Origin of the sequence: Emergencia timonensis (assembly GCF_900086585.1) — a bacterium.
GTDB lineage: Bacteria > Bacillota > Clostridia > Peptostreptococcales > Anaerovoracaceae > Senimuribacter > Senimuribacter timonensis.
Genome location: NZ_FLKM01000009.1, coordinates 663847 through 689989 on the forward strand (window position 1 = coordinate 663847; position 26143 = coordinate 689989).

Here is a 26143-nt window from a genome sequence, read left to right on the forward strand (position 1 = left end):
GTTAATTTGAAATTTTGTCTAATTGATGCAGGTATTTTTATAGATAAACCGGAACTATTGGATCCGTTGAGGGCCATAGGCGAAGTAGAAGTCTTCAATGGCATACCTGCAGGAACGGAAGAAGTTATTGATCGGGCAGGTGATGCCGACGTTATCGCTTTCGGGCTGATGCAGTTTACTGAGGAAATGCTGGATGCTCTCCCAAAATTGAAGGTACTTCAATTTATCGGCACAGGCATGTGGAACTTTGTCAATGTCGATTACGCTGAGAGCAAAGGAATCAGAGTGCTCAATATTGACGGTTACGGAAGTAATGCGGTAGCGGAGTTTGCAACAGCAATGGCTCTATCTCTGGCAAAAAATATCCCTCCTGCCGACAGGGTATTGAAAGAGGACAGATGGACCATCGACGGTTTGATGGGTAAGGAAATCAAAGGATCTACCGTCGGGGTCGTCGGCACTGGGAGCATTGGGCGCTTATCCGCAGAAAAGTTTGCAGCACTGGGAGCTGAAGTCATAGCCTGTGATATCTATGAAAGTGAGTATTTAAAAGAAAATTACAATATTCAATATAAATCCATGAAAGAAGTTTTTATGGAGGCTGATATTGTAACCTTACATATGAAAGTAACGGAAGAAAATGAAAGGATCATCGATCATAAATTATTATCGCTGATGAAAAAAGACGCACTTTTAATCAATGTAGCCAGAGCGGAATTGGTCAATACAGAAGATTTATATAAAGCGTTGATTTCGGGGAATCTGGCTGGCGCAGCCATCGATGTATATGACAGCGAGCCGCCAACGGCTAGGGATTATCAGCTCGCTCAGTTGAAAAATGTCATCGCAACACCTCACATTGGCTACTATACCCAGGAAGCGAATGACAACTCAATCAAAATGGCGGTCTCCTCTATCTTAGCCTCTCTATAGGACTTAGGTGGAGTCTGAAAAAGGAATGTTTGGCATCATTCCTTTTTCTTTTTGCAATGGTAGCAAAAGGGAAAATTGTTAAGAAGCCCCGGTTTTAGGGCAAAGGGTATCGCCGTAAGGGCATGTACCAAAAAGTTAAAGGAAATAAATTCGAAAATTGACTTGCCTAATTCGTTCAAAAATAGTATAATAATTCCGTTATAGACACGAAACTGTTCACAGCTGAATATTTCAAGTTGGTCAGGAGGTGAATTGGAATATGGCACAAGTAATTGTAAGAGAAAACGAAAGTTTGGAAAGCGCTCTAAAGAGATTTAAGAGATCGTGCGCTAGAGACGGCGTTATGAGTGAGCTTAGAAAAAGAGAGCACTATGAGAAGCCAAGCGTAAAAAGAAAGAAAAAGTCTGAAGCCGCTAGAAAAAAGGCTAAGAAATTCTAGTCATTTAGGATCGAGGTGATATAAATGGCTTTGAAAGAACAACTTATGGCCGATTTTAAAGACGCGATGAAAGCCCGCGACGAAATCGCCAAGAATACAATCAGTCTTGCTCGTGCAGCAGTCAAGCAATACGAGGTGGACAACAGAGAAGAACTAGACGACGCAGGCATTATTGCAATTTTATCAAAGCAAGTTAAAATGCGTAAAGATGCCCTCGCTGATTTTGAAAAAGCTGGTAGAACAGATTTAGTCGACTCATATAATGCAGAAATCGAAATTCTTAACCGTTATCTGCCTGAGCAGTTATCAAGAGAGAAAGTGCTTGAAATTGTAAAAGAGACTGCAGCCTCACTTGGAATTGAAGGAGGCAAGCAGAACATGGGCAAACTCATGGGACCCGTCATGGGTAAGGTCAAGGGTCTTGCCGACGGAACCCTGGTGAAAGATGTCGTGATGGAATTTCTTTCATAATATCTGAATGAGGACAACCTGGTAGAAATACTGGGTTGTTTTTTTAATGTAGTCAGAAAAACTTGCCTCAACAGGTTCGAATGGAGGACGTTTCAACAAATTAAAATTTTTCCGCGAACTGATACTAATATGAAGCTGTAAATTCATAGATTTCAACTCTGTCAAAAAGACAAATTTTTCCTTAAAACGCTTGAAAAAAATGTACGAGGGGTATAATATTATTAGATATGTAAGGCAGAGGGAAAACCTGCTATGAGTTGGAAAGAACGCGGATAGATTTGGCGGAAACCAGACTGCCGGTCGCATTCTACAAAACGACAGTCTAATCAGGCAGGCGGACTTTATGGCTTTGTATTGAATACAAGGTCTTTTGTTTTATTATCAGATGTCAGATGCAAGGTCGTCTTGCATCAAAATATATAGAGAGAGGAGGAATCTTGCCAAAGCCGGTGAAAACCGGTGACGGAAAACTAAAGGGCCTTACCATCCCCATGGTTGGCAGCCAGTTGTCCGGGTACGGACATATACCCGGTAAAAGCGGGTACGCCCGCAAGATGGGGAAAGAATGAAAAAATTAAGAAAGCTGATGGCACTGTTGCTGGCAGTGAGTCTGATTGCTCTGATGGGGGTGACTTCTTTTGCTGATAATATCGTTCCTGGTACAGAAGAGAAGGATCTCTGCTTGAACTGCAAAAGCGCAGAAGAAGGACATGTTCATGACGATAGCTGCTACAACCATTCCTGGGATGACGGTCAGGAGATTATGGCAGCCACCTGTACAGAAGATGGTGAAAAACTGTTTACTTGCACAATTCCTGGCTGCAATGCGACTAAGACTGTGCCTGTTTTGGCAGGCCATGCCTGGAATCAAGGTGAGAATACTGTAGCTCCAACTTGTACAGAGAATGGGATAAAACAGTACGCCTGTACCGCGGAGGGTTGTGAAGCAACCGAATCTGTAGAGATGAAAGCCCTGGGCCATGACTGGGACGAAGGAACTGTTACCACGCCAGCCACCGACTCGACCAGTGGTGAAAAATTATTTACATGCCAGCGCGAAGACTGCGACGCGACAAAGACTGAAGTGATTCCTGCCAAATATACGTATGTATCAGGAGAGAGCAAATGGAAAACTAACGTAATTTCCTTTGCACCGACAAGCGAAGGCATCACTTACGAGATCACGTATACCTCTACTAAAACCAAAGAGGTATTTACGCAGGCAGAAGTTGATGCAATGAGCAAGGAAGAAATTAAAACGCACAAACTCTTTGTCTCCAAAATCACATACACCATTCCGAAGGACTTTGAGGCAAATAAGGTAAACATTTTTATGGGAGATGCAATCAACAACGCTGCAAATTATATGACCTATCTTCCAGGAGATGCAGCCCCGATTCAAATTGCCATTGTAAACCATTCTTCCCATGGATATGGATATCAGAATGGCAGCTTTGCCGTTACGACAGAAGACTATCAGCAGTATTTTGACAAAGGCTGGGCAACACAGTCAAACGCAATCGGATATGACAGCCAGAATATTCCAGAGGAATACCTTGCAGTCAGAAGCAAAAATGGAGCCATACAAAGTCTGTATGGTGTAACAAGTACATCAAAAGTGTCAAACGAACAGATGACAGATGCTGTGTTGGGCGCAAAACTAGTAGAAGCCGGTTATTCTAATGGTATTGATGATTTACACAAGTATTATCTGGATTACTATAATGAAAAGAAAAATACCAGCTATACAGCTCTTGAACAGCTGCCAGACAGCGAAATCGCAGTACTTTTGACATCTGGAAACACAACATCTGTTAAGGAACAGAATACAGAGATTGCAGAACTGTTATACAACTATTTCTACAATCATCTATACAGTCTGACTCCTGCAGGTGCTGGCTATCCTGGACATGAAAACAATGCTTATACGATAGGCTCGCTGATGAGAGCTTACCATAATAAACAAGCTACAGTATTTGATCAGTCTATCTCTAAAGCATGGGGCGATATTGCCGCATCTGCAGAGGATGGAGCCAATTCCTACCTGTGGGAAGGCTTTGAAGCTTGGATTAACAGTCCGGATACACGAAACACATATCAGAATTACAACTATGGATTCACTGCAGGTTTTTCACTAGAACGTACAGATACAACCTATAGTGTAATAACCAAATACTTTACATCCACAGACGGTAGTGCACCAGTCTTAGACGGCTCTGTGACCAGGGTAGACCAGGTTGCAATTGGTGTCGGTAATACGGCAAGCGTAGTACCTGAAGCTGCATGGAACAGGTATGATGGGAATGACTATAAACTTGAAGAACCAGCAAAATTGAGTTTGGTTGCTGTAGTAGATCCGGCATCTAACGTGATTGTTCTCAATTATTACCGAAACGTGTCAGGTCAGGTAATCGTTCCACCAGTAGATCCGCCGGTTGACCCACCTGTGGATCCAGATCCGAACGATCCGCAGCCGCTGCCGCCAGATGAGAACTTAGAAGATCCTGAGAAGCCTGATAATCCGAAAGACAATCCAAACCAGCAGCTTCCGCCGGACGAGCATTTGAAGGAGGATGACAACGTAAAAGCGACGAAGTCAAATCATCCGGATCAGCCGAAAACCGGCGATGAATCACAACTGGCTCTGTATTTGATTCTGACTGTAGGCGTCAGTGGAGCATTGGCTCTTACGGTGAGAAGAAAAAGATCGAGTAAATAAAATTTAAAACGATGCTTGTTTTAGCCGTCGTACCGCAAGATGTGGTGCGGCGGATTTTTTACTGTTTTTTAAAAACCGGGCTACGCGGAATCAACTGACTGACCCAAGAAGTTGGACCAAAGGGGGCAGTTACGCATATGCCAGTGCCCAGCGGCAGGCTGCTTAACGAAAGAGACCAAATTAGGCGAAACTGCGCAACACACCCTTTGCAAAGAGAGGGGCAGTTACGCATATGCCGGTGCCCAGCAGCAGTCTGCTTAACGAAAGAGGCAAAATCAGGCGAAACTGCGTAACACACCCTTTGCAAAGAGGGGGCAGTTACGCATATGCCGGTGCACAGCAGCAGGCTGCTTAACGAAAGAGGCAAAATTAGCCGAAACTGCGTAACACGCCCTTTGCAAAGAGGGGGCAGTTACGCATATGCCGGTGCCCAGCAGCAGGCTGCTTAACGAAAGAGGCAAAATCAGGCGAAACTGCGTAACAGCGGCAGTTCAAGAGTACAAGGGCGCCCGGTCAGCGAGTCGCTCGCTCGGGCGATGAGTCCATCTGATATCTTTTTGCCCATTAACAAGTCATATCGGCTGACCACACGGCATACATTCTAACATGAAACTGATAAACGAATTTACCTTTGACTTCGATATTACAGGACCAAAGGTTACGGCTTCTGCAAATGCAGCCATCATTGAAAATGTACTCAGAGTAGTTTTGATCAGCGATACTTCGGTGACAGTTGATACGGGACGCTTTTATGTTACTGTCAAAGGAAGCAGATTTGTGATAAGCGAAATTTGGGAAGGACGAATGGAACTTGAAGGAAAAATCGAGGGAATCGAATTTTATAAGGCATTGGGTAAGGATTAAGCTGGAAGGGTTTAAGCCTGAACGAATTATTTCGGAGGCGATTGCCCGCGGCATGACCATACGCCAAATAGATTATAAAGACGAAACGGAAGTCTGCATGACAGTGGCAGAAGAAGATTTCCGGGTAATCAAGAAATTCGCTAAGAGCAAATATAAATTTACCATCATCGACGAAGGAGGTGCGCATCCGGTTGCCAGGAAAATCAAGGCAGGAAAGATGATGATTGCAGGCATGGCGATTTTTCTTCTCTTTTTTGGTGCTCAAACACTTTTTGTCAGAGAAATCAACGTCATCGGCTGCAAAAGTATTACGGAAAGCAGCATCAGAGAATGTCTCCGAGAAGAAGGTCTTTACGAAGGCAGCAGAAAGAATTTCGACTGCGACGCCATTGAGCGCAGGCTCTTCAAAGAGTTTGACAACATCGTATGGGCAAAAGTGGCTTACGAGGGGAACTACGTGGAAGTGAAAATTTCTGAAAGCAAACAGGTTCCAAGTGACAAAGTCGGTAAAGAGACTCCGTGCAACATTGTAGCAGACCAAGACTGCTACATTGAAAGAATTTTGTCTTACACGGGCAGAAGTGTCGTCGCTAAGAATGATTTTGTGAAAAAAGGGGATATACTGATTACAGGAACCATTCCCATTGAACATCCTTCCTATGAAATGGGAAAAGATGATTCACCGGAACATTACGTCCACGCTGCAGGCAAAATCGTAGCCAGAGTACCTTATTATTATTCTTTTTATATGGAGCCGACAGACGATGTCAAAGCTGCTGCGGGCACCATGCTGAGAGAGTGGATTGCAGAAAATATCCCGGAAAGTGCGCAAATTTTAAATAAAGACTTTCATTTTGACAAGAAAAAAAATATAATAAGAGTATATGGTACGGTAGAAACTCGCCAGCAGGTGGGGAAAGAAAAGGAGATTGTAATTGACAAACACAAACGAGGAACTAAAGAAGATACAGATCGAGGATGATGTTGACAGAGTAGAACTCTTCGGCAACATGGATGCCAACCTTGGCTTAATTCAGGAAAGTACAGGTGTAGAAATCTTTCAAAGAGACGATTGTCTGCTGCTGCGCGGTGACAAGCTGGAATTAGCAGAAGGCATACTCAAGGAGCTGATGGACATTATCAGAGTGGGAGAAAAACTGGATGTTCAGAAGGTCAACTATATCATCAGCCTCAAGGAGCAGGGTCTATCTTATCGAGAGAACAATGTAAGCAAGGATATCATTTGTTTTACCTGTAAAGGAAGACCACTGAAGCCGAAGACCATCGGACAGAAGAACTATGTGAACAGCATCAGAAAAAAAGACATTGTCTTTGGTATCGGACCAGCGGGAACAGGTAAAACCTATATTGCTGTAGCCATGGCGATCAACGCCTTTAAAAATAAAGAAGTACAGAAGATCATTCTGGCCAGACCGGCTGTAGAAGCGGGAGAGCGGCTGGGCTTTCTTCCCGGCGACCTGCAGGAAAAGGTAGATCCCTATCTCCGCCCTCTGTATGACGCCTTGTACGATATCCTGGGAAGGGACAATGCCTCCAGACTGAAAGAAAAAGAAGTGATCGAGGTCGTTCCGCTGGCATATATGAGAGGCCGGACTTTGGACAACTCCTTCATCATCCTTGACGAGGCGCAGAATACGACCAGGGAACAGATGAAAATGTTTTTAACCAGAATGGGCTTTGGCTCAAAAGTTGTCGTCACCGGCGACATCACCCAGATCGACCTGCCTAGAGGGAAGAAAAGTGGTTTGATTGAGGCGGAAAGGGTACTAAAGAACGTACGGGACATCGATTTTTGCTATTTGAAGGATGTAGACGTGGTCAGACATGAATTGGTCAAGCAGATTATCAACGCTTACGATCAGTTTTATAAGAAGTATCCAGAAGAGATTGAGGAATAATCATGAATATCTATTTTGAAGATGGACAAGTAGTGGATGAAACGATTTTGGCAACGATGAAAAAAGCAGCCGAATACTGTTTGGATCTGGAACAGGTGGATCAAGAGCGGACAGAGATCAGCGTTACTTTCGTGGAAGGGGAAGAAATCAGAAATCTGAACCGGGAATACAGAGATACGGACAAGGTGACGGACGTTCTCTCTTTCCCTCAGTTTGACGATCTTGACGAGATTCCGGAGTTTGGAGAAATCTGTTTGGGAGACGTGGTCATCTGCAAAGACAGGGCCTTAGAGCAGGCGGAAGAATTCGGCCATTCCTTTGAACGAGAGATCATCTACCTGTTCACCCACAGCATCCTCCATCTGCTGGGTTATGACCACATGGAGGAAGACGAGAAAAAAGAAATGCGCCAGCGAGAAGAAGAAGTGATGGCACATCTGGGAATATTGCGGGATAGTAGAGGAGAATGAATATGGACTACAAAGAACTGTACAGAAAGGCGGCAGGGGTCATGCCCAATGCTTATGCGCCTTTTTCAAAATTCAGCGTGGGAGCGGCGCTTTTAACCAAGACGGGGGAAGTCTTTACCGGTGTCAACGTGGAAAATTCTTCTTACGGCGCTACGATCTGTGCCGAGCGGACAGCTTGCGTCAAAGCCGTCTCGGAGGGGTTTCGTGCGTTTGAGGCTCTGGCTGTTGCATCCAGCGGAGGAACGGCATACCCCTGCGGCATCTGCAGACAATTTCTCTACGAATTTGCACCGGATCTTGACGTCATCGTCGGGGAAGACGAGGCGCACCTGAAAATATACAAACTGAACGAACTATTACTGGAAGGATTTAAATTATGATGAAATCAGGTTTTATCGGCATCATCGGCCGCCCTAATGTGGGAAAATCGACATTGCTCAACAGCATTTTAGGAGAAAAGATCGCCATTACGACGGACAAGCCCCAGACGACGCGAAACAGCATCAGAGGCATCTATACCAGGTTTGACGAGGAAGGGGAAACTGACGGCGTGCAGATGGTGTTCATCGATACGCCGGGCATTCACAAGGCAAGAAACAAGCTGGGGGCAGCCATGACGGATATGGCGCTGAATACCTTCAAAGAAGTAGACGTGATCTTATTCCTGGTGGACGGCAGCATCAAAAAAGGACCGGGAGACAAATACATTGTCGACCTGCTCAAAGATCTGCAGACGCCGAAGATTCTTGTCATCAACAAGATCGACACCATGGGTCCGGAAGAGTACAAAGAAATCTTTGACGAATACGATGAGCTGGGGGTCTTTGACGGCATCTTCGGCACGTCAGCCCTAGAAGGCAAAAACGTTCCCGAGCTGATGAACAAGATTGAAGAATACATGGAAGAAGGACCGATGTTCTTCCCCGAAGATATGGTGACCGACCATCCGGAACGCTTCATCGTCAGTGAGATTATCAGAGAAAAGGTGCTCAATTATTTGGAGGAGGAAGTTCCCCATGGCGTAGCCATAGAAATCGAGTCTTATAAAGAAGAACCCAATATCACCCGCATCGGAGCGGTGATTTACTGTGAAAAAAAATCTCACAAGGGTATCATCATCGGCAAGCAGGGCAAGAAGCTGAAGGGCATCGGCAAGGCGGCACGCCTGGAGATCGAAGCGCTGCTTGGTACGAAGGTCTACTTGGAATTATGGGTCAAAGTTAAGGAAAACTGGAGAGACAGTGATTTTGCGCTGTCTAATTTCGGTTACAAGGAATAGGTTATGTACATCAATTCGGAGGGAATCATCTTCAGACAGGTCAAAGCGACAGGCGGCAGAAGGATGATTCTTTTGTTTACAAAGAAATATGGGAAGATCAGTGCGGGCAGCAATATCAACGAAAAGGGCAGGACAAAATCGGCTCTTGCCATGCGGCCTTTCACTTATGGTACCTATGAATTGTACAAAAACAGGGAATACTACAATATCAACAGTGCTGATGTTAAAAAAAGCTTTTTCCGAATTGGGGAAGACGTGGACAAGTATATGCAGGCTTCCTTTGTTCTGGAGCTGACAGAAAAGATGGTTCCGGAGGATTTGCCGCAACCCAGATTGTTCAATCTGCTGATTGATTTTCTGGATGCGATGGAGAGTAGAGAGAAAAGACACGAAACCCTGGTGCTGGCTTATGAAGTCAAAGCATTGGCGATTTTGGGCACCTATCCTCAGCTTGACCAATGCACCTGCTGCGGCAAAAGTGAAGATCTGCGTTATTTCAGTATTGCAAGCGGCGGCATGATGTGCAGTGACTGTAGGGAAAAAAACCTGGAAAATACGGCAAATAAAGCCAATGATACATTGATTTATGAAGCGAAATTTGATATAGTAAAGATATTGAAATATTTTTTTGATACGCCGATCAAAGCGTTTGAGAAAATAGCTCTGGACGAGAAGGCTGCCGAGAGTTTACAGGCAATATTGAGAAAATACATGTCATATTATTTAGACATAGGCACTTTGAAAAGTGAGAGTATTTTTGAAGGGAAATTTTAGGAGGTACATGAAATGGAGATTACGTTAGAAAAGATCGAATTAGTCAAAGACAGAACAGGCGTGACTTACAAAGAAGCCAAGGAAGCTTTAGAAGGCGCTGACGGAAATGTGGTCGATGCGATTATTGCAATTGAAGAGACCATCGACCAGAAATCTTCTAAGAAGATCGGCGCCCAGGGTGAGGCTTTGATATCAAAGATGAAAGAAGTCGTAAAGAAGGGCAACATCTCAAAGATTCTGGTGACGAGAGACGGTGATACGATTATCAACATTCCTCTGACCGTAGGCGTCTTGGGAACAGTGGTTGCCCCTTGGGGAATGATTGCAGGCGTGGTTGCGGCCTTTGGCTTCAAGTGCAGAATAGAATTCGTCAAAGACGATGGTTCTATTATCGACATTACAGAAAAAGCTGGCGATATCTATGAAGAAGCAAAAGAAAAAGGCGCCGACATCTATGAGGACATCAAAGAGAAGGCCCCTGGCGTTTATGAAGATATAAAAGAAATAAGCGGGGAGGCCTTTGCCAAAGCAAAAGATGCCGCCAAAGACGCAAAAGAAAAAATGATGAAGGATAAAGATTACGACGATGACGACATCGATATGGACAGCGTGGATCTTTGTGACAAGGATTGTGACGTATGCGAAGAACCTTGTGAAGAAAAATGTGATGACTGCAGGTTTGATGAGGTACACGAAGAAGAAAAATAAAAAATGGAAGGATATTAGCATCAATGAGTAAAGAAGTTACAATGGAGAAAATCGTTGCACTTGCGAAAAACAGAGGATTTGTATATCCTGGCTCCGAGATTTATGGAGGCCTTGCAAATACATGGGATTACGGTCCTCTGGGTGTGGAGTTCAAGAACAACGTCAAGAAAGCCTGGTGGAAAAAGTTTGTACAGGAATCCAAATACAACGTAGGGCTTGACGCGGCGATTCTGATGAATCCCAGAACCTGGGAAGCGTCCGGTCACGTAGGCGGCTTTGCTGATCCACTGATCGACTGCAAGGAATGTAAAGCAAGATTCAGAGCAGATAAACTGATTGAAGACTATATGCAGGAAAACGGCATGGAGGTCGTTCCAGTAGATGGCTGGGCCAATGAGAAACTGGAAGGCTACATCGCCGAAAAAGAAATGAAATGTCCTGAATGTGGAAAGAGCAATTTTACCAGCATCAGACAGTTTAATCTGATGTTTAAAACGTTCCAGGGCGTTACCGAGGATTCGAAATCAGAAATCTACTTGAGACCAGAAACGGCACAGGGTATCTTTGTCAATTTCAAAAACGTGCAGAGAACTTCCAGAAAGAAGATGCCTTTTGGAATTGCTCAGATTGGAAAATCTTTTAGAAACGAGATTACTCCTGGTAACTTTACTTTTAGAACCAGAGAATTTGAACAGATGGAATTAGAGTTTTTCTGTAAGCCGGGAACGGATTTAGAATGGTTTGACTACTGGAAACAGTATGCAATCAAGTTCCTGGAATCCCTGAATATGAACATGGAACACATCAGAACCAGGGATCATGAAAAAGAAGAGCTGTCTCACTACAGCAATGCGACGACGGACCTGGAGTATCTGTTCCCGTTCGGCTGGGGAGAACTGTGGGGTATCGCAGACAGAACGGACTTCGACCTGAAACAGCACAGTGAATTCTCAGGACAGGAGATGACCTATACCGATCCTGAGACCAATGAGAAATATATACCGTATTGCATCGAACCGTCCCTGGGCGCCGACAGAGTGGCTCTGGCATTCCTGGTAGATGCTTATGATGAAGAGACGCTGACCGATGGCAATGGAAAAGAAGACACGAGAGTCGTCATGAAATTCCATCCGGCTCTGGCACCGTTTAAGGCGGCTGTACTGCCACTGGCGAAAAAGCTGGCGCCTGTTGCGGAACCGATTTTTGAGGAGCTTTCTAAGTACTTCAACGTGGACTATGACGCAGCGGGTTCCATCGGGAAGAGATACAGAAGAGAAGATGAAATCGGTACGCCTTTCTGTATCTGCGTTGATTTTGATACTGAAACAGATGGTTGTGTTACAATTCGTGATAGAGATACCATGGAGCAAGTAAGACTTCCTATCGACCAAGTTAAAGGATATATTGAAGAGAGATTGGTATTTTAAAGGAGATTAGATATGAAATTCGTTTATTCATTTAATGAAGGCTCAAAAGATATGAGAAGCCTTCTCGGCGGTAAAGGTGCAAATTTAGCAGAGATGACCAAAATCGGTCTGCCAGTTCCATTCGGTTTTACAGTAACGACAGAAGCATGTAACAAATACTACGAAGAAAACAAGACCATCGCTGATGAAATTATCGACGAAATCCATGAGAAAATGGCGGAATTAGAAAATGTAACAGGGAAAAAGTTTGGAGATACGGAGAATCCCCTCCTCGTGTCCGTGCGTTCCGGCTCTGTTTTTTCCATGCCGGGCATGATGGATACCATTTTGAACTTAGGCCTGAACGATGAAACCGTAATCACCTTGAGCAACTTGACGGACAACGAAAGATTCGCCTATGACAGCTACAGAAGATTTATACAGATGTTCGGCGACGTAGTGATGGAGATTCCAAAGAGCGAGTTTGACGCTATTTTTGACGGACAGAAAGAAAAAGCCGGGGCGGAATTCGACGTAGATTTGACAGCAGAAGACCTGAAGGCTGTCATCGTAGAATACAAGGCTCTTGTCAAGAAGTTCATGGGCAGAGAATTCCCGCAGGAACCGGGCGAACAGTTGATGGAAGCGATTCAGGCGGTATTCCGGTCCTGGAATAACGACAGGGCTATTCTGTACAGAAAACTGAACAATATTTCTGATAAACTGGGAACTGCAGTCAACGTACAGGCCATGGTCTTCGGCAACATGGGAGATACTTCAGGCACTGGCGTGGCATTTACAAGAAATCCAGCTACGGGAGAAAATGCCTTATTTGGAGAATTCCTTGTCAACGCCCAGGGAGAAGACGTGGTTGCCGGCATCAGGACGCCAAAACCAATTAAGGAAATGGCAGTATCCTTCCCAGACGTATATAAGGACTTCGAACGGATTGCAGACGTATTAGAAAAACACTACAAAGACATGCAGGATATGGAATTTACTGTTGAACGCAATAAGCTATACATGTTACAGACCAGAGCTGCGAAGAGAACTGCCGTGTCAGCGGTGAAAATCGCCGTCGATATGGTAGGCGAGGATTTAATTTCTAAGGAAACCGCGGTTTCCCGCATTGATCCAAACCAGATTGATCAGCTGCTCCATCCTAACTTCGATGAAAAGGCGGAAGCAGAGGCAGAAGTCCTGGCCAAGGGACTTCCTGCATCACCGGGAGCGGCCACTGGCAGAATTTACTTTACTGCCGCTGACGCAGAAGCTGCCGTTGCCAACGGCGAGAAGGCAATTCTTGTAAGACAGGAGACCTCGCCTGAGGACCTGGCTGGCATGGTGGCTGCAGAAGGCATCCTCACTGCCAGAGGAGGCATGACCTCTCACGCTGCTGTAGTAGCCAGAGGCATGGGCAAATGCTGTGTAGCCGGCTGCAGTGAAATCGCAGTCAGCGAGAGCGAAAAGACTTTGACTATAAAGGACGATGTATATAAAGAAGGCGACTACGTTTCCCTAAACGGTTCCAAAGGAATCGTCTACAAAGGAGAGATTAAAACAGTTGCGCCTGAATTCTCCGGTGACTTCGGTACTGTGATGTCCTGGGCAGATGAAATCCGTTCTCTGAAAGTGAGAGCCAATGCGGATAATCCGAGAGACGCGAAACAGGCTGTAGAATTTGGCGCACAGGGTATCGGTCTTTGCAGAACAGAGCATATGTTCTTTGAGGAAGAGAGAATTCCAGCAATCAGACAGATGATTATGGCAGAGACAGAAGAAGAGAGAAGAGCGGCTCTTGCGAAACTGCTGCCGTTCCAGAAATCCGATTTTAAGGCGATTTACAAAGTCATGGAAGATAAGCCGGTTACCATCAGACTCCTGGATCCGCCGCTTCATGAGTTCCTGCCGCATACAGAAGAGGATACGAGAGAACTGGCTGAACAGACAGGAATTTCCTATGCTAAGTTATCCCAGATTGCAGAAGAGCTATCTGAGTTTAACCCGATGCTGGGACACAGAGGCTGCAGATTGGCTGTTACTTATCCTGAAATTGCGGAGATGCAGACCAGAGCAATTATAGAAGCTGCCGTTGAAGTGAAGCAGGAGAAAGGCTTTGACATCATTCCAGAAATCATGATTCCGCTGGTAGGTATGGAGTCAGAAATTGCAGACGTCAAAGCTACCGTAGAGAAAACCATAGGAACCTGCTTGGGAGAATACGGCGTGGAGATGGAATATCTCATCGGTACCATGATAGAAGTGCCGCGGGCAGCGCTGACAGCTGGCAGCATCGCCAAAGAAGCAGAGTTCTTCTCCTTCGGAACCAATGATTTGACACAGATGACCTTCGGTTTCTCCAGAGACGACACTGGCAAAATGATTAAGGAGTATATGGACAAAGGCATTTTGGCTGACGATCCGTTCCAGACCATCGACCAGGAAGGTGTCGGCTCTCTGATGGAGCATGCCGTAAAACAAGGTAAACAGACCAGACCGAACATCAAATTAGGAATCTGCGGCGAACACGGAGGAGACCCTAGAAGTATCGAATTCTGCCACAAAATTGGACTTCATTATGTTTCCTGCTCGCCATTCCGTGTGCCAATTGCGAGAATCGCAGCAGCACAAGCAGCAATCAAAGAAAAAATAGCAGACTAAAGCAGAAGGAGCTGTCTTAAAAGAGACAGCTCCTTTTTTGACATAAAAAGGAAGCAGGGATTGAATTATGATTCGAGGAATGATATAATGATTCTTGTAGAAAATATGTGATAGAAGAAATGCATGGTATAGACAAAGCGTTCTCTTTTGAACCTGCAGAAGTACAGGTTGAGGCCAGCTTTGTCTTTTTTAGAAATAGAGAGTACCTGTTGTCAATTCTGCGCCTAGTAGATGAATTGACATGGAAAGAAGGTGTACGTGTTGAATGATGTTTTTAAACAGATGAAGGAATGGAAATGCGACGTAGAGGGTGCCCTGGAACGATTTCTTGACGACGAGGAGATGTATATGGACTTCCTGCACCAGATTGCAGAAGAGGAGGCCATCGTCAAACTTGGAAAAGCCATTGACGCGGGAGATATACAACTAGCATTTGACTATGCCCATACCTTAAAAGGCGTTCATGGAAATATGGGGCTGACGCCGCTGTATCTTCTGGATATAGAAATCGTGGAGCCCCTGAGAGAAGGAACCTTTGAAACCGTCAAAGAAAATTATCAAAAACTAGTTGCAGAAAATGAGAAGCTAAAAGAGATTTTAAGATAAGAGGAACCGAATGGAAAGCGAAAAAAGTATTCTGGTTGTTGATGATAATGCGATCAACAGAGAAGTATTAAGAGAAATCCTTAAAACAGAATATTCGGTCCGGGAGGCAGAAAATGGTGAAGAAGCACTTCGTATTATGCGTGAGATGCCGGATCGTATTCTTGCTGTCCTCAGCGACATTGTGATGCCTTTAATAGATGGTTTTCAACTGCTCGAAGAGATCAGCAATGATTCTAAATTGGGCAATATTCCGATTATCGTCATGACTGCCAGCAGTGAAAACCAGGAGGAGATCAAAGCCCTCCGCATGGGTGCCTGGGATTTTATTACCAAACCATATAATCCGGAAGTGATTCTCTGTCGACTGAGAAACGCTATTGGCAGAAGTGAGGTCGCTGCAGCAGAACAGATGAGGCACATGGCCTGCCACGATCAATTGACAGGAATCTATAACAGGGTTCATTTCATGAAGAAAACGGAATCCATGATTAAGCGCAATGCAGACAAACAGTTCGTGTTTGTCTACTTTGAAGTGGACAGATTTCAACTGATCAATACTTTCTACGGCGCAAAAGAAGCGGACAGTTTAATTCAGTATTTAGCCAAAATCTTAAAGCTCTTTGCAGAAACGTATGATCTTTTCACATATGGACGTATGGAGTCGGATGTCTTCTGCTTCTGCATGGAATATGATGCAGATGAACTGGAGCAGATGATCGATCGCGCCAAAAGCCTGCTCGAACAGTACGGGTCCGATTATGATATCGAACCTAACTTTGGATTGTACGTGGTGAAAGATAATCGGATGCCTGCAGAGGTGATGTACAGCAATGCCAGCGTTGCGGCCAAAGAGGGCGCAGGCAATTACTTGAAATATTTTACCTATTATACCGACGAAATGGACGCGAAGCTGAAAAAAGAACAGGAGATTCTCAACGATATGCACAGAGCGTTGGAGAATGAGGAGTTCTGTATCTATCTTCAGCCTAAATACAATATTCATACCAATGCCATCGCCGGAGCAGAGGCACTGGTCAGATGGATGCATCCAGAAAAAGGGATGATTTCACCAGGAGATTTTATTCCAGTGTTTGAGAATAACGGTTTTATCACCAATCTGGATTACTACATGTGGGAAGAAACCTGCAAACTGTTGCGCAGCTGGATTGACGAAGGTCTTAATCCGTTGCCGATTTCCGTCAACGTATCCAGAGTGGATATTTATAATTCCCGGTTAGCAGAATCTATCGTGCAGTTGGTAGACAAGTATCAGCTGCCTCACGATCTGTTGGAATTTGAAATTACAGAGAGCGCGTATGCTTTTAACCCGATGATCTTGATTAAGCTGGTCAGCGATCTTCATGAAAATGGCTTCACTATTTTGATGGATGACTTTGGTAATGGCTATTCCTCACTGAGCATTCTCAAGGATATTGAAGTAGATATTCTCAAACTGGATATGCTGTTCCTTTCCAATTCTAAAGATACGGGCCGGGGAGAGAACATTCTAGCGTCTGTCATTCGAATGGCTAAATGGCTGAAGATTCCGGTCATCGTTGAAGGCGTTGAGACTGCCAGCCAGGTGAATTTTTTGAAATCTGTAGGCTGCGATTATGTACAGGGATATTATTATGCCAAACCGATGTCGGTAGGAGAGTACAAAAAACTGAGGATGAAAGCGGAAGGCTTTGACGGAAATCTGAGGAACAGCGATAATGACGATTTTGATGTAGACTCCCTTTTCCAATCCAACCCGCAGATGAAAGTGCTGTTTGGAGATTTGCTTCAGGCATTGGCAATCTTTGAATTTGACGGCCAGAATATGGAATTTGTGAGAATAAACGAAGGCTATTATGATCTTTTCGGCTCAGACGACCCTGCTATTAGAATGGGAAATCCGATAGAAATTGTCGACAGCCAATATCGGGACATCGTTATGAATTCTTTCCGCACGGCAGTAAAAACGCACGGCACTGCCGAGTGTGACTTTATCAGATATACCGCTACAGGAGCATCGATTTGGGTCAATCTGAAGCTGAGATATCTAAAAGAGATTGGAAACAAGCACCTAGTATTGGGTCTGCTCGACGACGTGACTGCACAGAAACGCATCGACTTTGAATTGACAAAATACCGGCAAGCTTTGATTGGAGAAGGTCGTGATGGAAATATCATGATGGTCGTCGATGATATGCCGGCCAACAGAGCGATTTTGAAAAAGATCTTTTCGGATCAATACACCATCATTGAAGCCTCAGATGGTATGGATGCCCTGGAAAAACTAAATGAAGCGCCTAATGTCTCTGTTATTCTTCTGGATATCGTCATGCCGCGGATGAACGGCTGGGATTTTCTGCAGCACAAACGGAATCTGCCTGCCATAGCCAACATTCCGGTCATCATCATTTCAGCGGAGGATAAACTCAACGAACAGGAAATCGCTTTAGATATGGGCATCAACGACTATATCGTCAAACCTTTTGTGCCGGAAATTGTAAAAAAGAGGGTCAGCAATGCGATGGATTCTATCAAGTTTATGCAGGAAGCGGTCAGAAAATATGATTCTGCAGCGCAGATGGCGAGAATTGACAGAACTACAGGGTTATATCATTTAGATGCGGCCACAAAGATTGTAGATGAGTATTTGGAAGATTTTGCTGATGATCTCAACGTGATGGTCACCTTTGCGGTGGATAATTTTGCGGAAACGAGCAGACAATATCTGGAGCACTATGACGAAAGTCTGGTGAAAAAAATCGGCAGGATTATCAAAGAGCTGTTCCGCAGGGATGATGTCGGCTTTAGAACAGATGACGACATCTTTGGTGTCTTTGCGAAGAATTACAAAGACTTAGAAAAACTGAAGGAACGTCTGGACGAGTTTATAGAGCTGGTTACGGCAGATAACAGTGAAGACCACGTTGTAATCGTCTGCTCTATTGGCGCAGCGTTCTCCCCAGGGGCAGGAAAAACTTTTGACGAACTGTATGAAAATGCCGAAACTGCAAGATTAAACGCAAAAAATACCGGGGAAAACATAAGTAGTATTTACAACGAGCGAAATTAATTGTATAATTAAGAAAACTAGGAATTGGGGTGAAAATATAATAGATGGTTGGTCTTTGGGGAACTTATATAGGAAATATCATAATGACAATTTTTATATCCATGGTGCCAATCATTGAGCTGAGGGGAGCGATTCCCATCGGCGTTGCCAATGGTCTCAGTGTGAGAACAGCGCTTTTTGCAGCGATTATTGGCAATTTAATCCCTGTGCCTATTATCATATTGTTCGTGCGAAAAGTATTTGCATTTATCAGAACCAAAAGTGAAAAACTGGACCATCTGGTCTGCAGGTTTGAAGAGAAGGCAAAGAAACAATCAGGTATGGTTGAAAAGTACGAATGGTTTGGCCTCGTGCTCCTGGTCGCAATCCCGCTTCCAGGAACTGGAGCATGGACGGGAGCACTTGTTGCTGCTATGCTGGATATGAGGATGAAGAGAGCATTTCCTGCAATTATGATCGGTGTGATCATCGCAGGGATTGTGGTTTCGTATATTACATACGGAGCAAGTATGTTGTTTTAACATACGGTGGAATCTAACAAAAGGAGGTAAGAATGATGATTTTAGGATTATCATGGTTCAGTATGCCGGTCTTCTGGCTGGCTGCAGCGGTCATCTTTGTCATCATCGAAGGACTGACCATGGGTCTGACGACTATTTGGTTCGCCGGCGGCGCTGTCATTGCATTGATTGCAGCTTTATTAGGCGCAGGGCTGGAAATACAAATTGGCTTGTTCTTCGTGGTTTCGATCATTCTCCTGTTCAGCACCAGGAAGCTGTTTGTGAAAAAGCTACATACTGGACAGGAAAAGACCAATGTAGATGCCTTGATTGGCAGAGAAGCAGTCGTGACTTCAGCGATTAAGCCCCTGGAGCCTGGTATTATCCGGCTGGGAAGCCAGGATTGGACTGCAATCTGCAAAGCGGAGGATACTGTTATAGCAGAAGGAACAAGAGTTCAAGTAACCGCCATTGAAGGGGTAAAGGCCGTGGTCGTCCCTTTGGCTGAATAGAAAGGAGATTATTATGGGAGTTGAAATGGGTGAAGTAATTAAAATAATCGTAATCGTAGTCTTAATTATCGTAGCAATCGGATTGGTTGTAACGAATATCAGAATCGTGCCGCAGGCAAGAGCCTACGTCATTGAAAGACTGGGTGCATATAAAGGAACATGGCAAGTAGGGCTGCATTTTAAAGTGCCTCTAATCGATAAGATTTCCAGGAAAGTATCTCTGAAAGAAAAAGTGATTGATTTCCCGCCACAGCCGGTTATTACCAAAGATAATGTTACTATGGAAATTGACACAGTTATCTATTTTCAGATTACAGACCCTAAGCTATATGCTTACGGTGTTGAAAGTCCAATGGACGCAATTGAGAATCTGACTGCGACGACTTTGAGAAATATCATCGGTGAATTAGAACTGGATGAGTCTTTGACCAGCCGTGAGACGATCAATACAAAGATTCGTATTGTTTTGGACGAAGCTACTGATCCATGGGGTATCAAAATCAACCGTGTGGAAGTAAAGAATATTACACCGCCAAGGGATATCCAACAGGCGATGGAAAAGCAGATGAGAGCTGAGCGAGAAAGAAGAGAAGCGATCATCAGAGCAGAGGGTGAGAAGAAGGCTGCGATACTGACCGCAGAAGGACACAAAGAGGCGGTCATCCTGGAAGCTGAAGCTAGTAAGGAATCAAAGATTCTCGATGCAGAGGCCAGAAAGCAGGCCTCCATCAGAGAAGCCGAAGGTCAGGCAGAAGCAATCAGAATGGTTAAACAGGCGACTGCCGACGGTATCAAAATGCTGGTTGAATCACAGCCAAACAAGGAAGTTATTGCCCTGCAGGGTTTGAATTCCTTCGAGAAGGCTGCTGACGGCCAGGCAACAAAGATCATCATTCCTTCAGAAATTGCAGGCCTGGCAGGGCTGGCAACTTCTCTGAAAGAATTGATCAAAGAAGACTAATCGCATAGTAAATCAACATTGAAAGCACCTCGCTGAGCGGGGGGCTTTTTTGATTCAAAGGAAATTGCTTTTTTACAATTTCCTAATATCTTGAAAGTTAAACAAAGGCAAAAGCACGGAAGCGCATAGGACTGTTAACTGAATCTGAAAATCGACTGAGGGAACCGCATACAAAACATAATAACAAATGGTTATATAAAAATGCAAAACAAAGTGTCGGCAAGAGAATTGCAAACAGCATATTATGTGTAATACAAGAAGGGAAAGTAATTTATTAAGATTAGAAAATAGCAATGACGTGTTTTTTGTGTTAAAATACCCATGTACCAACAGTATATAAATGTGGAGGCGCGATGGATGAAAGAGGTCATATTGAGAAAAGCGGCGGTCTTGGACATGGACAGCATTATGAAGCTGCAGATCAGCATATTTGAGGGAGAGCAGAAAATTCCGGCAGAAATCATACCGATTGCTGAGGAAATGCATCCGCAGTGGTGGTGCGCCTTACTGCAGGAGACTGTCGTAGGCGCGGTTGCAGCCTGGGAAGAGAAGGGCACGATTCATTGGGGCAGATTTGTCATGGACCCGGACTACAGAGGACTCCATATTGGCACGCGATTAGCTAAGTTTTCCTTGGACGATCTCTTCTCTCAGGGGATTGAAGAAATCCATCTGGAAGCGAGGGAGGCAACGGTAAAAATTATCTGCAGCATGGGTGGAAAAATTATGGGGCAGACGACCAACTTTTATGAGGGGACCGTAACACCCCTCGTTCTATATAAACAGGATTATGCATCGTAGGGAGCGGGGTAACTTATGCTGCCCTGATAGAAAAGGAGAGTGGAAAGATAGCAAGGCTATCTTTCCACTCTCCTTTTTCCTATTATTAGAGCAATGCCACCTGTTCCCGGTAGTCTGCCAGATTCTTAGCAAGCAGCGCCGGGGTGTCCAGGCCATAGGGGCATTTTTCCCTGCATTGTCCGCAGTGGAGACATTCGTCGATCAATTCCATGTCGGCCTGATGAGCTTCGTCCATGTAGACAGAAGTCGGTGCCCGGCGGATCATCAGGGACATCCGCGCGCAGTCGTTGATTTTGATACCGACAGGACATGGCATGCAGTAGCCGCAGCCACGGCAGAATTCACTAGAAAGTTCTTCGCGCTCTTTCTGAATAAAGTTCTGCATTTCTTCGTCCATGGCAGGCGGGTTCTTTTCGCAGGCGATGAATTCCTGCAGCTCCTCCATCTTCTGTACGCCCCAGATGGGCAGCACGTGGTCGTACTGCGCACAGAAGGCGTAGGCGGCATCAGCTCTCGTAATCAGTCCGCCGCTCATGGCCTTCATGGCGATAAAACCCATATCAGCCTGTTTGCACTTTTCTACCAAAGCGGCATCCTGCTCGCTGGCCAGGTAGCAGAAGGGAAACTGCAGGGTTTCGTAGAGACCGGAGTCGATGGCCTCGTGGGCAACAGCCAGCCTGTGATTGGTGATGCCGATGTGCCTGACCTTGCCCTGGGCTTTTGCTTCCAGCATGGCCTCATAGAGTCCCGTGCCGTCGCCCGGTTTTGGACAGAAGGCTGGATTGTGGAACTGATAGAGATCCAGGTAATCTGTCTGAAGATCAGAAAGAGACTGGGCAAGCTGTGACCAGAATTCCTCCGTAGTATTGCACATGGTTTTGCTGGCTATGTAAACCTTGTCTCTGATTCCGCGTTTGGCAATGGCGCAGCCCAGTTTCTCTTCACTGTCCGTATAGAAACGGGCGGTATCGTAAAAGGTCATGCCGTTATCATAGGCTTCGTAGATCAGAGCCTCTGCTTCCTCATAAGGAATTCTCTGAATCGGCAGAGCGCCAAAGCCGTTTTTATTCGTTATGATTTCTGTTTTTCCAAGTCTGACCTTCGTCATAGTTTTCACCTCTAATTTTTTAAACTCTGCAGCGGAGCCGGAATCCGTCCGCCGCGGTTGATCATCTTGGCTGGGGACTGGCTTCTGAGCGGCATGACCGGTCCGTAGCCTAAAAGTCCGCCAAAGTCCAGTTCTTCGCCTTCTTTGAGTCCAATAGCAGGAATTACTCGCACCGCCGTCGTCTTGGAGTTGACCATGCCGATAGCCGCTTCGTCAGCGATAATGGCAGAGATGACTTCGCTGGCAGTATCGCCTGGAATGACGATCATGTCGAGACCTACAGAGCAGACAGCGGTCATCGCTTCTAATTTTTCGATGGAAAGAACTCCATTTCTGGCAGCTGCAATCATGCCCGCGTCTTCACTGACTGGGATGAAAGCGCCGGAAAGCCCGCCGACGCTGGAAGATGCCATGACGCCGCCTTTTTTCACTGCATCATTGAGCATGGCGAGGGCAGCAGTCGTTCCGTGAGCGCCGCACTGTTCCAGGCCGATCTCTTCCAAAATGTGTGCGACGGAGTCGCCTACAGCAGGTGTCGGCGCCAAGGACAGGTCGACGATGCCGAATTCCACATCCAGCATATCGGCAGCTTCACGACCGACCAGCTGGCCGATGCGGGTGATCTTGAAAGCAGTCTTTTTGATGGCTTCTGCCACCACGTTGATCGGTGCGTCAGCAGGCATCTTGGAGAGTACGGATCGGACGACGCCGGGGCCGGATACACCCACACTGATGACGCAGTCTGCTTCACCTACGCCGTGGAAGGCGCCAGCCATAAACGGGTTATCTTCTACAGCGTTGCAGAAGACGACCAATTTGGCAGCGCCGATGCACTGTCTGTCTTTGGTCAGCTCCGATGCCTGCCTGACGGTTTCGCCCATGATTTTGACGGCGTCCATGTTGATGCCGGCTTTGGTGGAACCGACATTGACGGAGGAACAGACCAGTTCCGTCTCTGAAAGGGCGCGAGGAATGGATTCGATCAGTTCCCTGTCACCGGCGCTGAACCCTTTCTGCACCAGAGCGGAATAACCGCCGATGAAGTTGACGCCTACATCGTGGGCAACTCTGTCCAGGGTTTTGGCGTATTTGACCGGATCTCCGCCGGATACGCCCGCCAGCATGGAAATCGGCGTGACCGCGATTCGCTTATTTACGATGGGAATGCCGTATTTCTTTTCGATGGATTCTCCGGTTTTTACCAGATCCTTGGCATGGCTGTATATTTTGTTGTAAACCTTTTCACAGGATTTGTCGATGTCGCTGTCTGCACAGTCGATCAGAGAGATTCCCATGGTGATGGTTCTGATGTCTAAGTTTTCTTCTTGTATCATGGTGATGGTTTCCATGATGTCGCTCATATTTAACATTGTGACGATCCTCCGCTTCCTATATTCTATGCATGGAATTAAAGATATTCTCATGCATGACGTGAACCTGCATGGCAGGTACTTTTTCTTCGATGGATTTTTGGAGCTGGTCGATCTGCTTGTCCGATTCTGTAATGTCGATGATCATGACCATACAGAAAAAACTGTCCAGAACGGACTGGGTCACTTCGATGACGTTGGTGTTTGCTTCTGCGCAGGCAGTGGAAACCTTTGCCAGGATCCCAACCATATCTTTTCCGATCACTGTTACCACAGCTTTTGATGTTTCTTTCATTTCTTTTCTCCTTTTATTACAACTTGAAATTGATGATCATTGAGTGAGTCATTTACCTTATATAATATGTTAAGACAGGGGTACTTTTCAAGAAAAAATTTCTTGTTTCTGCCGGAATTTCCAACCATATTAGAAAAACTTTTCGAATTAGCATAAAAAGTGACTTTTGTGCGGCTGTTTCGATCAAAATCCGTCCCGGCCAGCTTCTCTTCGATGCGCTCTCTGGCGATTTCGCCCTCCACCAGCTGCCGAAAGGCGGGGTGGTAGGTACCGCCACTGATCTCACCGTTTTCGCTGATGATATCGGTGCTCTTGAGGCCCACGCGGATGATGTTGATACTGGCAGCATCGAGGAGCTTGTACATCTCCTTGGTTCGCAGAATTGCTTCGTCTTGAGAGAGCGGTTCGTATTCGCCGCGCAGATACTGATTGTGAAGCTCCGTATCGTTGATGACGATGGTGGGATAGAGACGGGCTATCGCAGGGGCGATTTTGACGGTTTCTCTTGCCGAGTAGAGGCAGGTTTCCAGGGTGTCCCCGGGCAGACCGATCATCAGCTGAATGCCCAGCTCAAATCCGTAGTCTTTGATCAGATCACAGGCCTGGTAGACTACTTTGCTGTCGTGACCTCGATTGGAAAGTGCGAGCACCTTGTCATCGAAGGACTGCACGCCCAGTTCGATCGTATCGGCGCCATACTGTTTCAGGTTATCGAGGATTTTTTCGTCGATGTAGTCTGGCCTGGTGGACATATGGATCTTGTCGACTCTGCCCGCATCCTTGTATTTCCCTGCGATAGCCAGATAAGCAGACTGCTCTTCTATGGGGATCCCCGTAAAGCTGCCGCCGAAAAAGGCGATTTCTATGGTGTCCAGATTTCGGTTCTCTAAGGTGGATAACCAGGTTTCTATGGTGTTTTCCACATCTTCGCCTGTGACCGCCTTCTGCCTGGCCGTGATTTTCTTCTGGTTGCAGAAGATGCAGTCGTTAGGGCAGCCTTTGTGGGGGATGAAGATGGGTATGATTGCATGTTTTTTCACTTGTCTTTCGCCTCCATTGCTTCGGTTTGCAGCTTCACTGCGGTACTCACGTACTTCAGGTACGTTCCGTTCCTCCATTCAGCGCAAACCTGTGCACTAAAGGCGAAATCCTGCGTGAAACTGTTTTTATGCCCTAACCCGGTTTTGGTACAAAACCGCTGGTAGGTCAAACGCCAGAAAATCCAAAATCTCAGATTTTGTAATTTTTACGGCGCCTCCTTTCGTCGATATGGGTTTGTTCTTTGTCTCTCTCGAATATAGGGTATGGGGGTATATATCAGCCGTTTCGTACAATACAGTTAGGCTTTTTGCAGGTACTTGATTTATTTGGCGTAACTGTTTGCATGTTAAGTGCCAGAAATCGGCAAAACTTCGCTATTCGTGGCCCGATTCTCGTATGAATATGCAGAAAAGGGCGCTTATGGGGCCTGTATTACGCCGCAGGTATGTTTTTTTGCAGCCTTACAAAGCATATACCCCCCTGCTAAACAGTAAAAAGAAGTCAACAGTTACGCGAAGACCCGTAAAAGGCTTCAAAAAGCATAACCGTATTGTAACACGGCGGCCTACAAAATCGACCCGATATCAGTCAGTTTATAATCTGGGAACCATCTGCAAGTTAAGCCCCGCTTTTCGATAAAGGTGACGATGCGCTGAAAATCGGGATGGGCAAAGAGGTCGCCGTTAAAGAGCACCTCGTTTCCCACTCTGCCGCTGCAGCCGCCGATGAATCCGGTGTCATAGCCGTCCAGGCGGACAAAACCGGGGGAAACCTGCAGAACTTCCAGTTCCGGGTATTTGCTGCACGCGCGAATGATGCCCTCATCATAGGTGATGATGGCATCTTCTGCGACTACGACGATACTGCACTTGGTATAACCCTGGCCCACGTCGATCAAAGTCATACCCATCTCCTTGGCGGCAAGGAGCAGCTTTTCGTTGGTATAGGACAGGTTATGGATGAAGTATCTGCCGGTGCAGGCCGCATTGAAGGCTACATCAGAAGGGTAATCTCTGCCCAGGTCTTCTTTTTCTGCAAAGAAAATCGGTGCGCCGTCCCCGGCTCCCATTTTGCACAAAAAAATATCAGGGTGATTGGAAATTGCCGGATCGACGATGTCGCTGGAGGCAATAAAAGACAGGTGGCAGCCCAGGCCTTCTAAATAGTCTGTCAGTATCTTGTTTGCATCTTTTGAAATGTATATCTTGTTCATAGCAATATTCTAACACGAATAGCCGG

Annotated in this window: 26 protein-coding genes and 1 riboswitch; of the genes, 21 read left to right on the top strand and 5 right to left on the bottom strand. The window is 45.7% G+C overall.

Annotation, left to right across the window (positions count from 1 at the left end; translation table 11 throughout):
* The first annotated feature begins 6 nt into the window (after positions 1–6).
* The 21 genes from BN6539_RS14055 (at position 7) to BN6539_RS14150 (ending at position 21090) form a co-directional block, all read left to right on the top strand.
* Complete coding sequence (locus tag BN6539_RS14055; protein WP_067539820.1) at positions 7–933, top strand: NAD(P)-dependent oxidoreductase; 927 nt, start codon at positions 7–9, stop codon at positions 931–933.
* Between the two features lie 259 nt (positions 934–1192).
* Complete coding sequence (rpsU, locus tag BN6539_RS14060; protein WP_067539822.1) at positions 1193–1372, top strand: 30S ribosomal protein S21; 180 nt, start codon at positions 1193–1195, stop codon at positions 1370–1372.
* Positions 1373–1396: 24 nt separating this feature from the next.
* Positions 1397–1843: a GatB/YqeY domain-containing protein gene (locus tag BN6539_RS14065; protein WP_067539824.1), complete on the top strand. Its 447-nt coding sequence runs from the start codon at positions 1397–1399 to the stop codon at positions 1841–1843.
* A 429-nt stretch (positions 1844–2272) separates the two neighbouring features.
* A riboswitch (cyclic di-GMP riboswitch) is annotated at positions 2273–2357 on the top strand.
* Positions 2358–2408: 51 nt separating this feature from the next.
* Positions 2409–4562 carry a sortase B protein-sorting domain-containing protein gene (locus tag BN6539_RS14070; protein ID WP_067539825.1) on the top strand — a complete coding sequence of 718 codons (2154 nt, stop codon included), beginning with the start codon at positions 2409–2411 and terminating at the stop codon, positions 4560–4562.
* A 606-nt stretch (positions 4563–5168) separates the two neighbouring features.
* Positions 5169–5426 carry a YabP/YqfC family sporulation protein gene (locus tag BN6539_RS14075; RefSeq protein WP_067539828.1) on the top strand — a complete coding sequence of 86 codons (258 nt, stop codon included), beginning with the start codon at positions 5169–5171 and terminating at the stop codon, positions 5424–5426.
* Positions 5374–6408 carry a sporulation protein YqfD gene (locus tag BN6539_RS14080; protein ID WP_074038132.1) on the top strand — a complete coding sequence of 345 codons (1035 nt, stop codon included), beginning with the start codon at positions 5374–5376 and terminating at the stop codon, positions 6406–6408. The genes BN6539_RS14075 and BN6539_RS14080 overlap by 53 nt, the downstream gene beginning before the upstream one ends.
* Positions 6362–7345, top strand: coding sequence for a PhoH family protein (locus tag BN6539_RS14085; protein ID WP_067539834.1), 984 nt, complete (start codon positions 6362–6364; stop codon positions 7343–7345). Before BN6539_RS14080 ends, BN6539_RS14085 begins: the two co-directional genes overlap by 47 nt.
* 2 nt (positions 7346–7347) lie before the next feature.
* Complete coding sequence (gene ybeY / locus BN6539_RS14090; protein ID WP_067539837.1) at positions 7348–7815, top strand: rRNA maturation RNase YbeY; 468 nt, start codon at positions 7348–7350, stop codon at positions 7813–7815.
* Positions 7816–7817: 2 nt separating this feature from the next.
* Positions 7818–8195: a cytidine deaminase gene (cdd, locus tag BN6539_RS14095; protein ID WP_067539839.1), complete on the top strand. Its 378-nt coding sequence runs from the start codon at positions 7818–7820 to the stop codon at positions 8193–8195.
* A complete protein-coding gene (gene era / locus BN6539_RS14100) occupies positions 8192–9094 on the top strand; it encodes a GTPase Era (RefSeq protein ID WP_067539840.1) in 903 nt (300 codons plus the stop codon). The genes cdd and era overlap by 4 nt, the downstream gene beginning before the upstream one ends.
* Before the next feature lie 3 nt (positions 9095–9097).
* Positions 9098–9868: a DNA repair protein RecO gene (gene recO / locus BN6539_RS14105; protein ID WP_067539842.1), complete on the top strand. Its 771-nt coding sequence runs from the start codon at positions 9098–9100 to the stop codon at positions 9866–9868.
* A gap of 12 nt (positions 9869–9880) precedes the next feature.
* Positions 9881–10576: a DUF4342 domain-containing protein gene (locus BN6539_RS14110; protein ID WP_067539844.1), complete on the top strand. Its 696-nt coding sequence runs from the start codon at positions 9881–9883 to the stop codon at positions 10574–10576.
* Between the two features lie 23 nt (positions 10577–10599).
* Positions 10600–12003 carry a glycine--tRNA ligase gene (locus tag BN6539_RS14115; RefSeq protein WP_067539846.1) on the top strand — a complete coding sequence of 468 codons (1404 nt, stop codon included), beginning with the start codon at positions 10600–10602 and terminating at the stop codon, positions 12001–12003.
* A gap of 12 nt (positions 12004–12015) precedes the next feature.
* On the top strand, positions 12016–14643 hold the full coding sequence (gene ppdK, locus BN6539_RS14120) for a pyruvate, phosphate dikinase (RefSeq protein ID WP_067539848.1): 2628 nt from the start codon (positions 12016–12018) through the stop codon (positions 14641–14643).
* Between the two features lie 107 nt (positions 14644–14750).
* A complete protein-coding gene (locus BN6539_RS22780; protein WP_207645101.1) occupies positions 14751–14912 on the top strand; it encodes a hypothetical protein in 162 nt (53 codons plus the stop codon).
* Positions 14905–15249, top strand: coding sequence for an Hpt domain-containing protein (locus BN6539_RS14125; protein ID WP_067539850.1), 345 nt, complete (start codon positions 14905–14907; stop codon positions 15247–15249). Before BN6539_RS22780 ends, BN6539_RS14125 begins: the two co-directional genes overlap by 8 nt.
* Before the next feature lie 10 nt (positions 15250–15259).
* Entirely contained in the window at positions 15260–18316 is a 3057-nt protein-coding gene (locus BN6539_RS14130; RefSeq protein ID WP_067539853.1) for an EAL domain-containing protein, read from the top strand.
* Positions 18317–18399: 83 nt separating this feature from the next.
* Positions 18400–18837, top strand: coding sequence for a COG2426 family protein (locus BN6539_RS14135; RefSeq protein ID WP_227142532.1), 438 nt, complete (start codon positions 18400–18402; stop codon positions 18835–18837).
* A 32-nt stretch (positions 18838–18869) separates the two neighbouring features.
* On the top strand, positions 18870–19328 hold the full coding sequence (locus tag BN6539_RS14140) for an NfeD family protein (protein WP_082907533.1): 459 nt from the start codon (positions 18870–18872) through the stop codon (positions 19326–19328).
* Positions 19329–19341: 13 nt separating this feature from the next.
* Positions 19342–20289: an SPFH domain-containing protein gene (locus BN6539_RS14145; protein ID WP_330385091.1), complete on the top strand. Its 948-nt coding sequence runs from the start codon at positions 19342–19344 to the stop codon at positions 20287–20289.
* A gap of 357 nt (positions 20290–20646) precedes the next feature.
* Positions 20647–21090, top strand: coding sequence for a GNAT family N-acetyltransferase (locus BN6539_RS14150; RefSeq protein ID WP_067539859.1), 444 nt, complete (start codon positions 20647–20649; stop codon positions 21088–21090).
* 85 nt (positions 21091–21175) lie between these two features.
* On the opposite strand, the gene BN6539_RS14155 is transcribed toward BN6539_RS14150, so the two are convergent.
* From BN6539_RS14155 to BN6539_RS14175, 5 genes are all read right to left on the bottom strand, one after another.
* Positions 21176–22198: an aldo/keto reductase gene (locus tag BN6539_RS14155; protein WP_067539860.1), complete on the bottom strand. Its 1023-nt coding sequence runs from the start codon at positions 22196–22198 to the stop codon at positions 21176–21178.
* An 11-nt stretch (positions 22199–22209) separates the two neighbouring features.
* Complete coding sequence (locus tag BN6539_RS14160) at positions 22210–23568, bottom strand: PFL family protein (protein WP_067539862.1); 1359 nt, start codon at positions 23566–23568, stop codon at positions 22210–22212.
* A gap of 19 nt (positions 23569–23587) precedes the next feature.
* Positions 23588–23863, bottom strand: coding sequence for an ACT domain-containing protein (locus tag BN6539_RS14165; RefSeq protein WP_067539864.1), 276 nt, complete (start codon positions 23861–23863; stop codon positions 23588–23590).
* A complete protein-coding gene (locus BN6539_RS14170) occupies positions 23860–24903 on the bottom strand; it encodes an elongator complex protein 3 (protein ID WP_067539866.1) in 1044 nt (347 codons plus the stop codon). The genes BN6539_RS14165 and BN6539_RS14170 overlap by 4 nt, the downstream gene beginning before the upstream one ends.
* Positions 24904–25469: 566 nt before the next feature.
* Positions 25470–26117: a DUF6873 family GME fold protein gene (locus tag BN6539_RS14175; protein WP_067539868.1), complete on the bottom strand. Its 648-nt coding sequence runs from the start codon at positions 26115–26117 to the stop codon at positions 25470–25472.
* Positions 26118–26143 lie beyond the last annotated feature (26 nt).

Coding starts and splice junctions, on each gene's coding strand:
- rpsU (WP_067539822.1), top strand. CDS start 1,193: ATGGCACAAGTAATTGTAAGAGAAAACGAAAGTTTGGAAAGCGCTCTA.
- BN6539_RS14065 (WP_067539824.1), top strand. CDS start 1,397: ATGGCTTTGAAAGAACAACTTATGGCCGATTTTAAAGACGCGATGAAA.
- BN6539_RS14070 (WP_067539825.1), top strand. CDS start 2,409: ATGAAAAAATTAAGAAAGCTGATGGCACTGTTGCTGGCAGTGAGTCTG.
- BN6539_RS14075 (WP_067539828.1), top strand. CDS start 5,169: ATGAAACTGATAAACGAATTTACCTTTGACTTCGATATTACAGGACCA.
- ybeY (WP_067539837.1), top strand. CDS start 7,348: ATGAATATCTATTTTGAAGATGGACAAGTAGTGGATGAAACGATTTTG.
- cdd (WP_067539839.1), top strand. CDS start 7,818: ATGGACTACAAAGAACTGTACAGAAAGGCGGCAGGGGTCATGCCCAAT.
- era (WP_067539840.1), top strand. CDS start 8,192: ATGATGAAATCAGGTTTTATCGGCATCATCGGCCGCCCTAATGTGGGA.
- recO (WP_067539842.1), top strand. CDS start 9,098: ATGTACATCAATTCGGAGGGAATCATCTTCAGACAGGTCAAAGCGACA.
- BN6539_RS14110 (WP_067539844.1), top strand. CDS start 9,881: ATGGAGATTACGTTAGAAAAGATCGAATTAGTCAAAGACAGAACAGGC.
- BN6539_RS14115 (WP_067539846.1), top strand. CDS start 10,600: ATGAGTAAAGAAGTTACAATGGAGAAAATCGTTGCACTTGCGAAAAAC.
- ppdK (WP_067539848.1), top strand. CDS start 12,016: ATGAAATTCGTTTATTCATTTAATGAAGGCTCAAAAGATATGAGAAGC.
- BN6539_RS14130 (WP_067539853.1), top strand. CDS start 15,260: ATGGAAAGCGAAAAAAGTATTCTGGTTGTTGATGATAATGCGATCAAC.
- BN6539_RS14135 (WP_227142532.1), top strand. CDS start 18,400: ATGACAATTTTTATATCCATGGTGCCAATCATTGAGCTGAGGGGAGCG.
- BN6539_RS14140 (WP_082907533.1), top strand. CDS start 18,870: ATGATGATTTTAGGATTATCATGGTTCAGTATGCCGGTCTTCTGGCTG.
- BN6539_RS14145 (WP_330385091.1), top strand. CDS start 19,342: ATGGGAGTTGAAATGGGTGAAGTAATTAAAATAATCGTAATCGTAGTC.
- BN6539_RS14150 (WP_067539859.1), top strand. CDS start 20,647: ATGAAAGAGGTCATATTGAGAAAAGCGGCGGTCTTGGACATGGACAGC.
- BN6539_RS14155 (WP_067539860.1), bottom strand. CDS start 22,198: ATGACGAAGGTCAGACTTGGAAAAACAGAAATCATAACGAATAAAAAC.
- BN6539_RS14160 (WP_067539862.1), bottom strand. CDS start 23,568: ATGTTAAATATGAGCGACATCATGGAAACCATCACCATGATACAAGAA.
- BN6539_RS14165 (WP_067539864.1), bottom strand. CDS start 23,863: ATGAAAGAAACATCAAAAGCTGTGGTAACAGTGATCGGAAAAGATATG.
- BN6539_RS14175 (WP_067539868.1), bottom strand. CDS start 26,117: ATGAACAAGATATACATTTCAAAAGATGCAAACAAGATACTGACAGAC.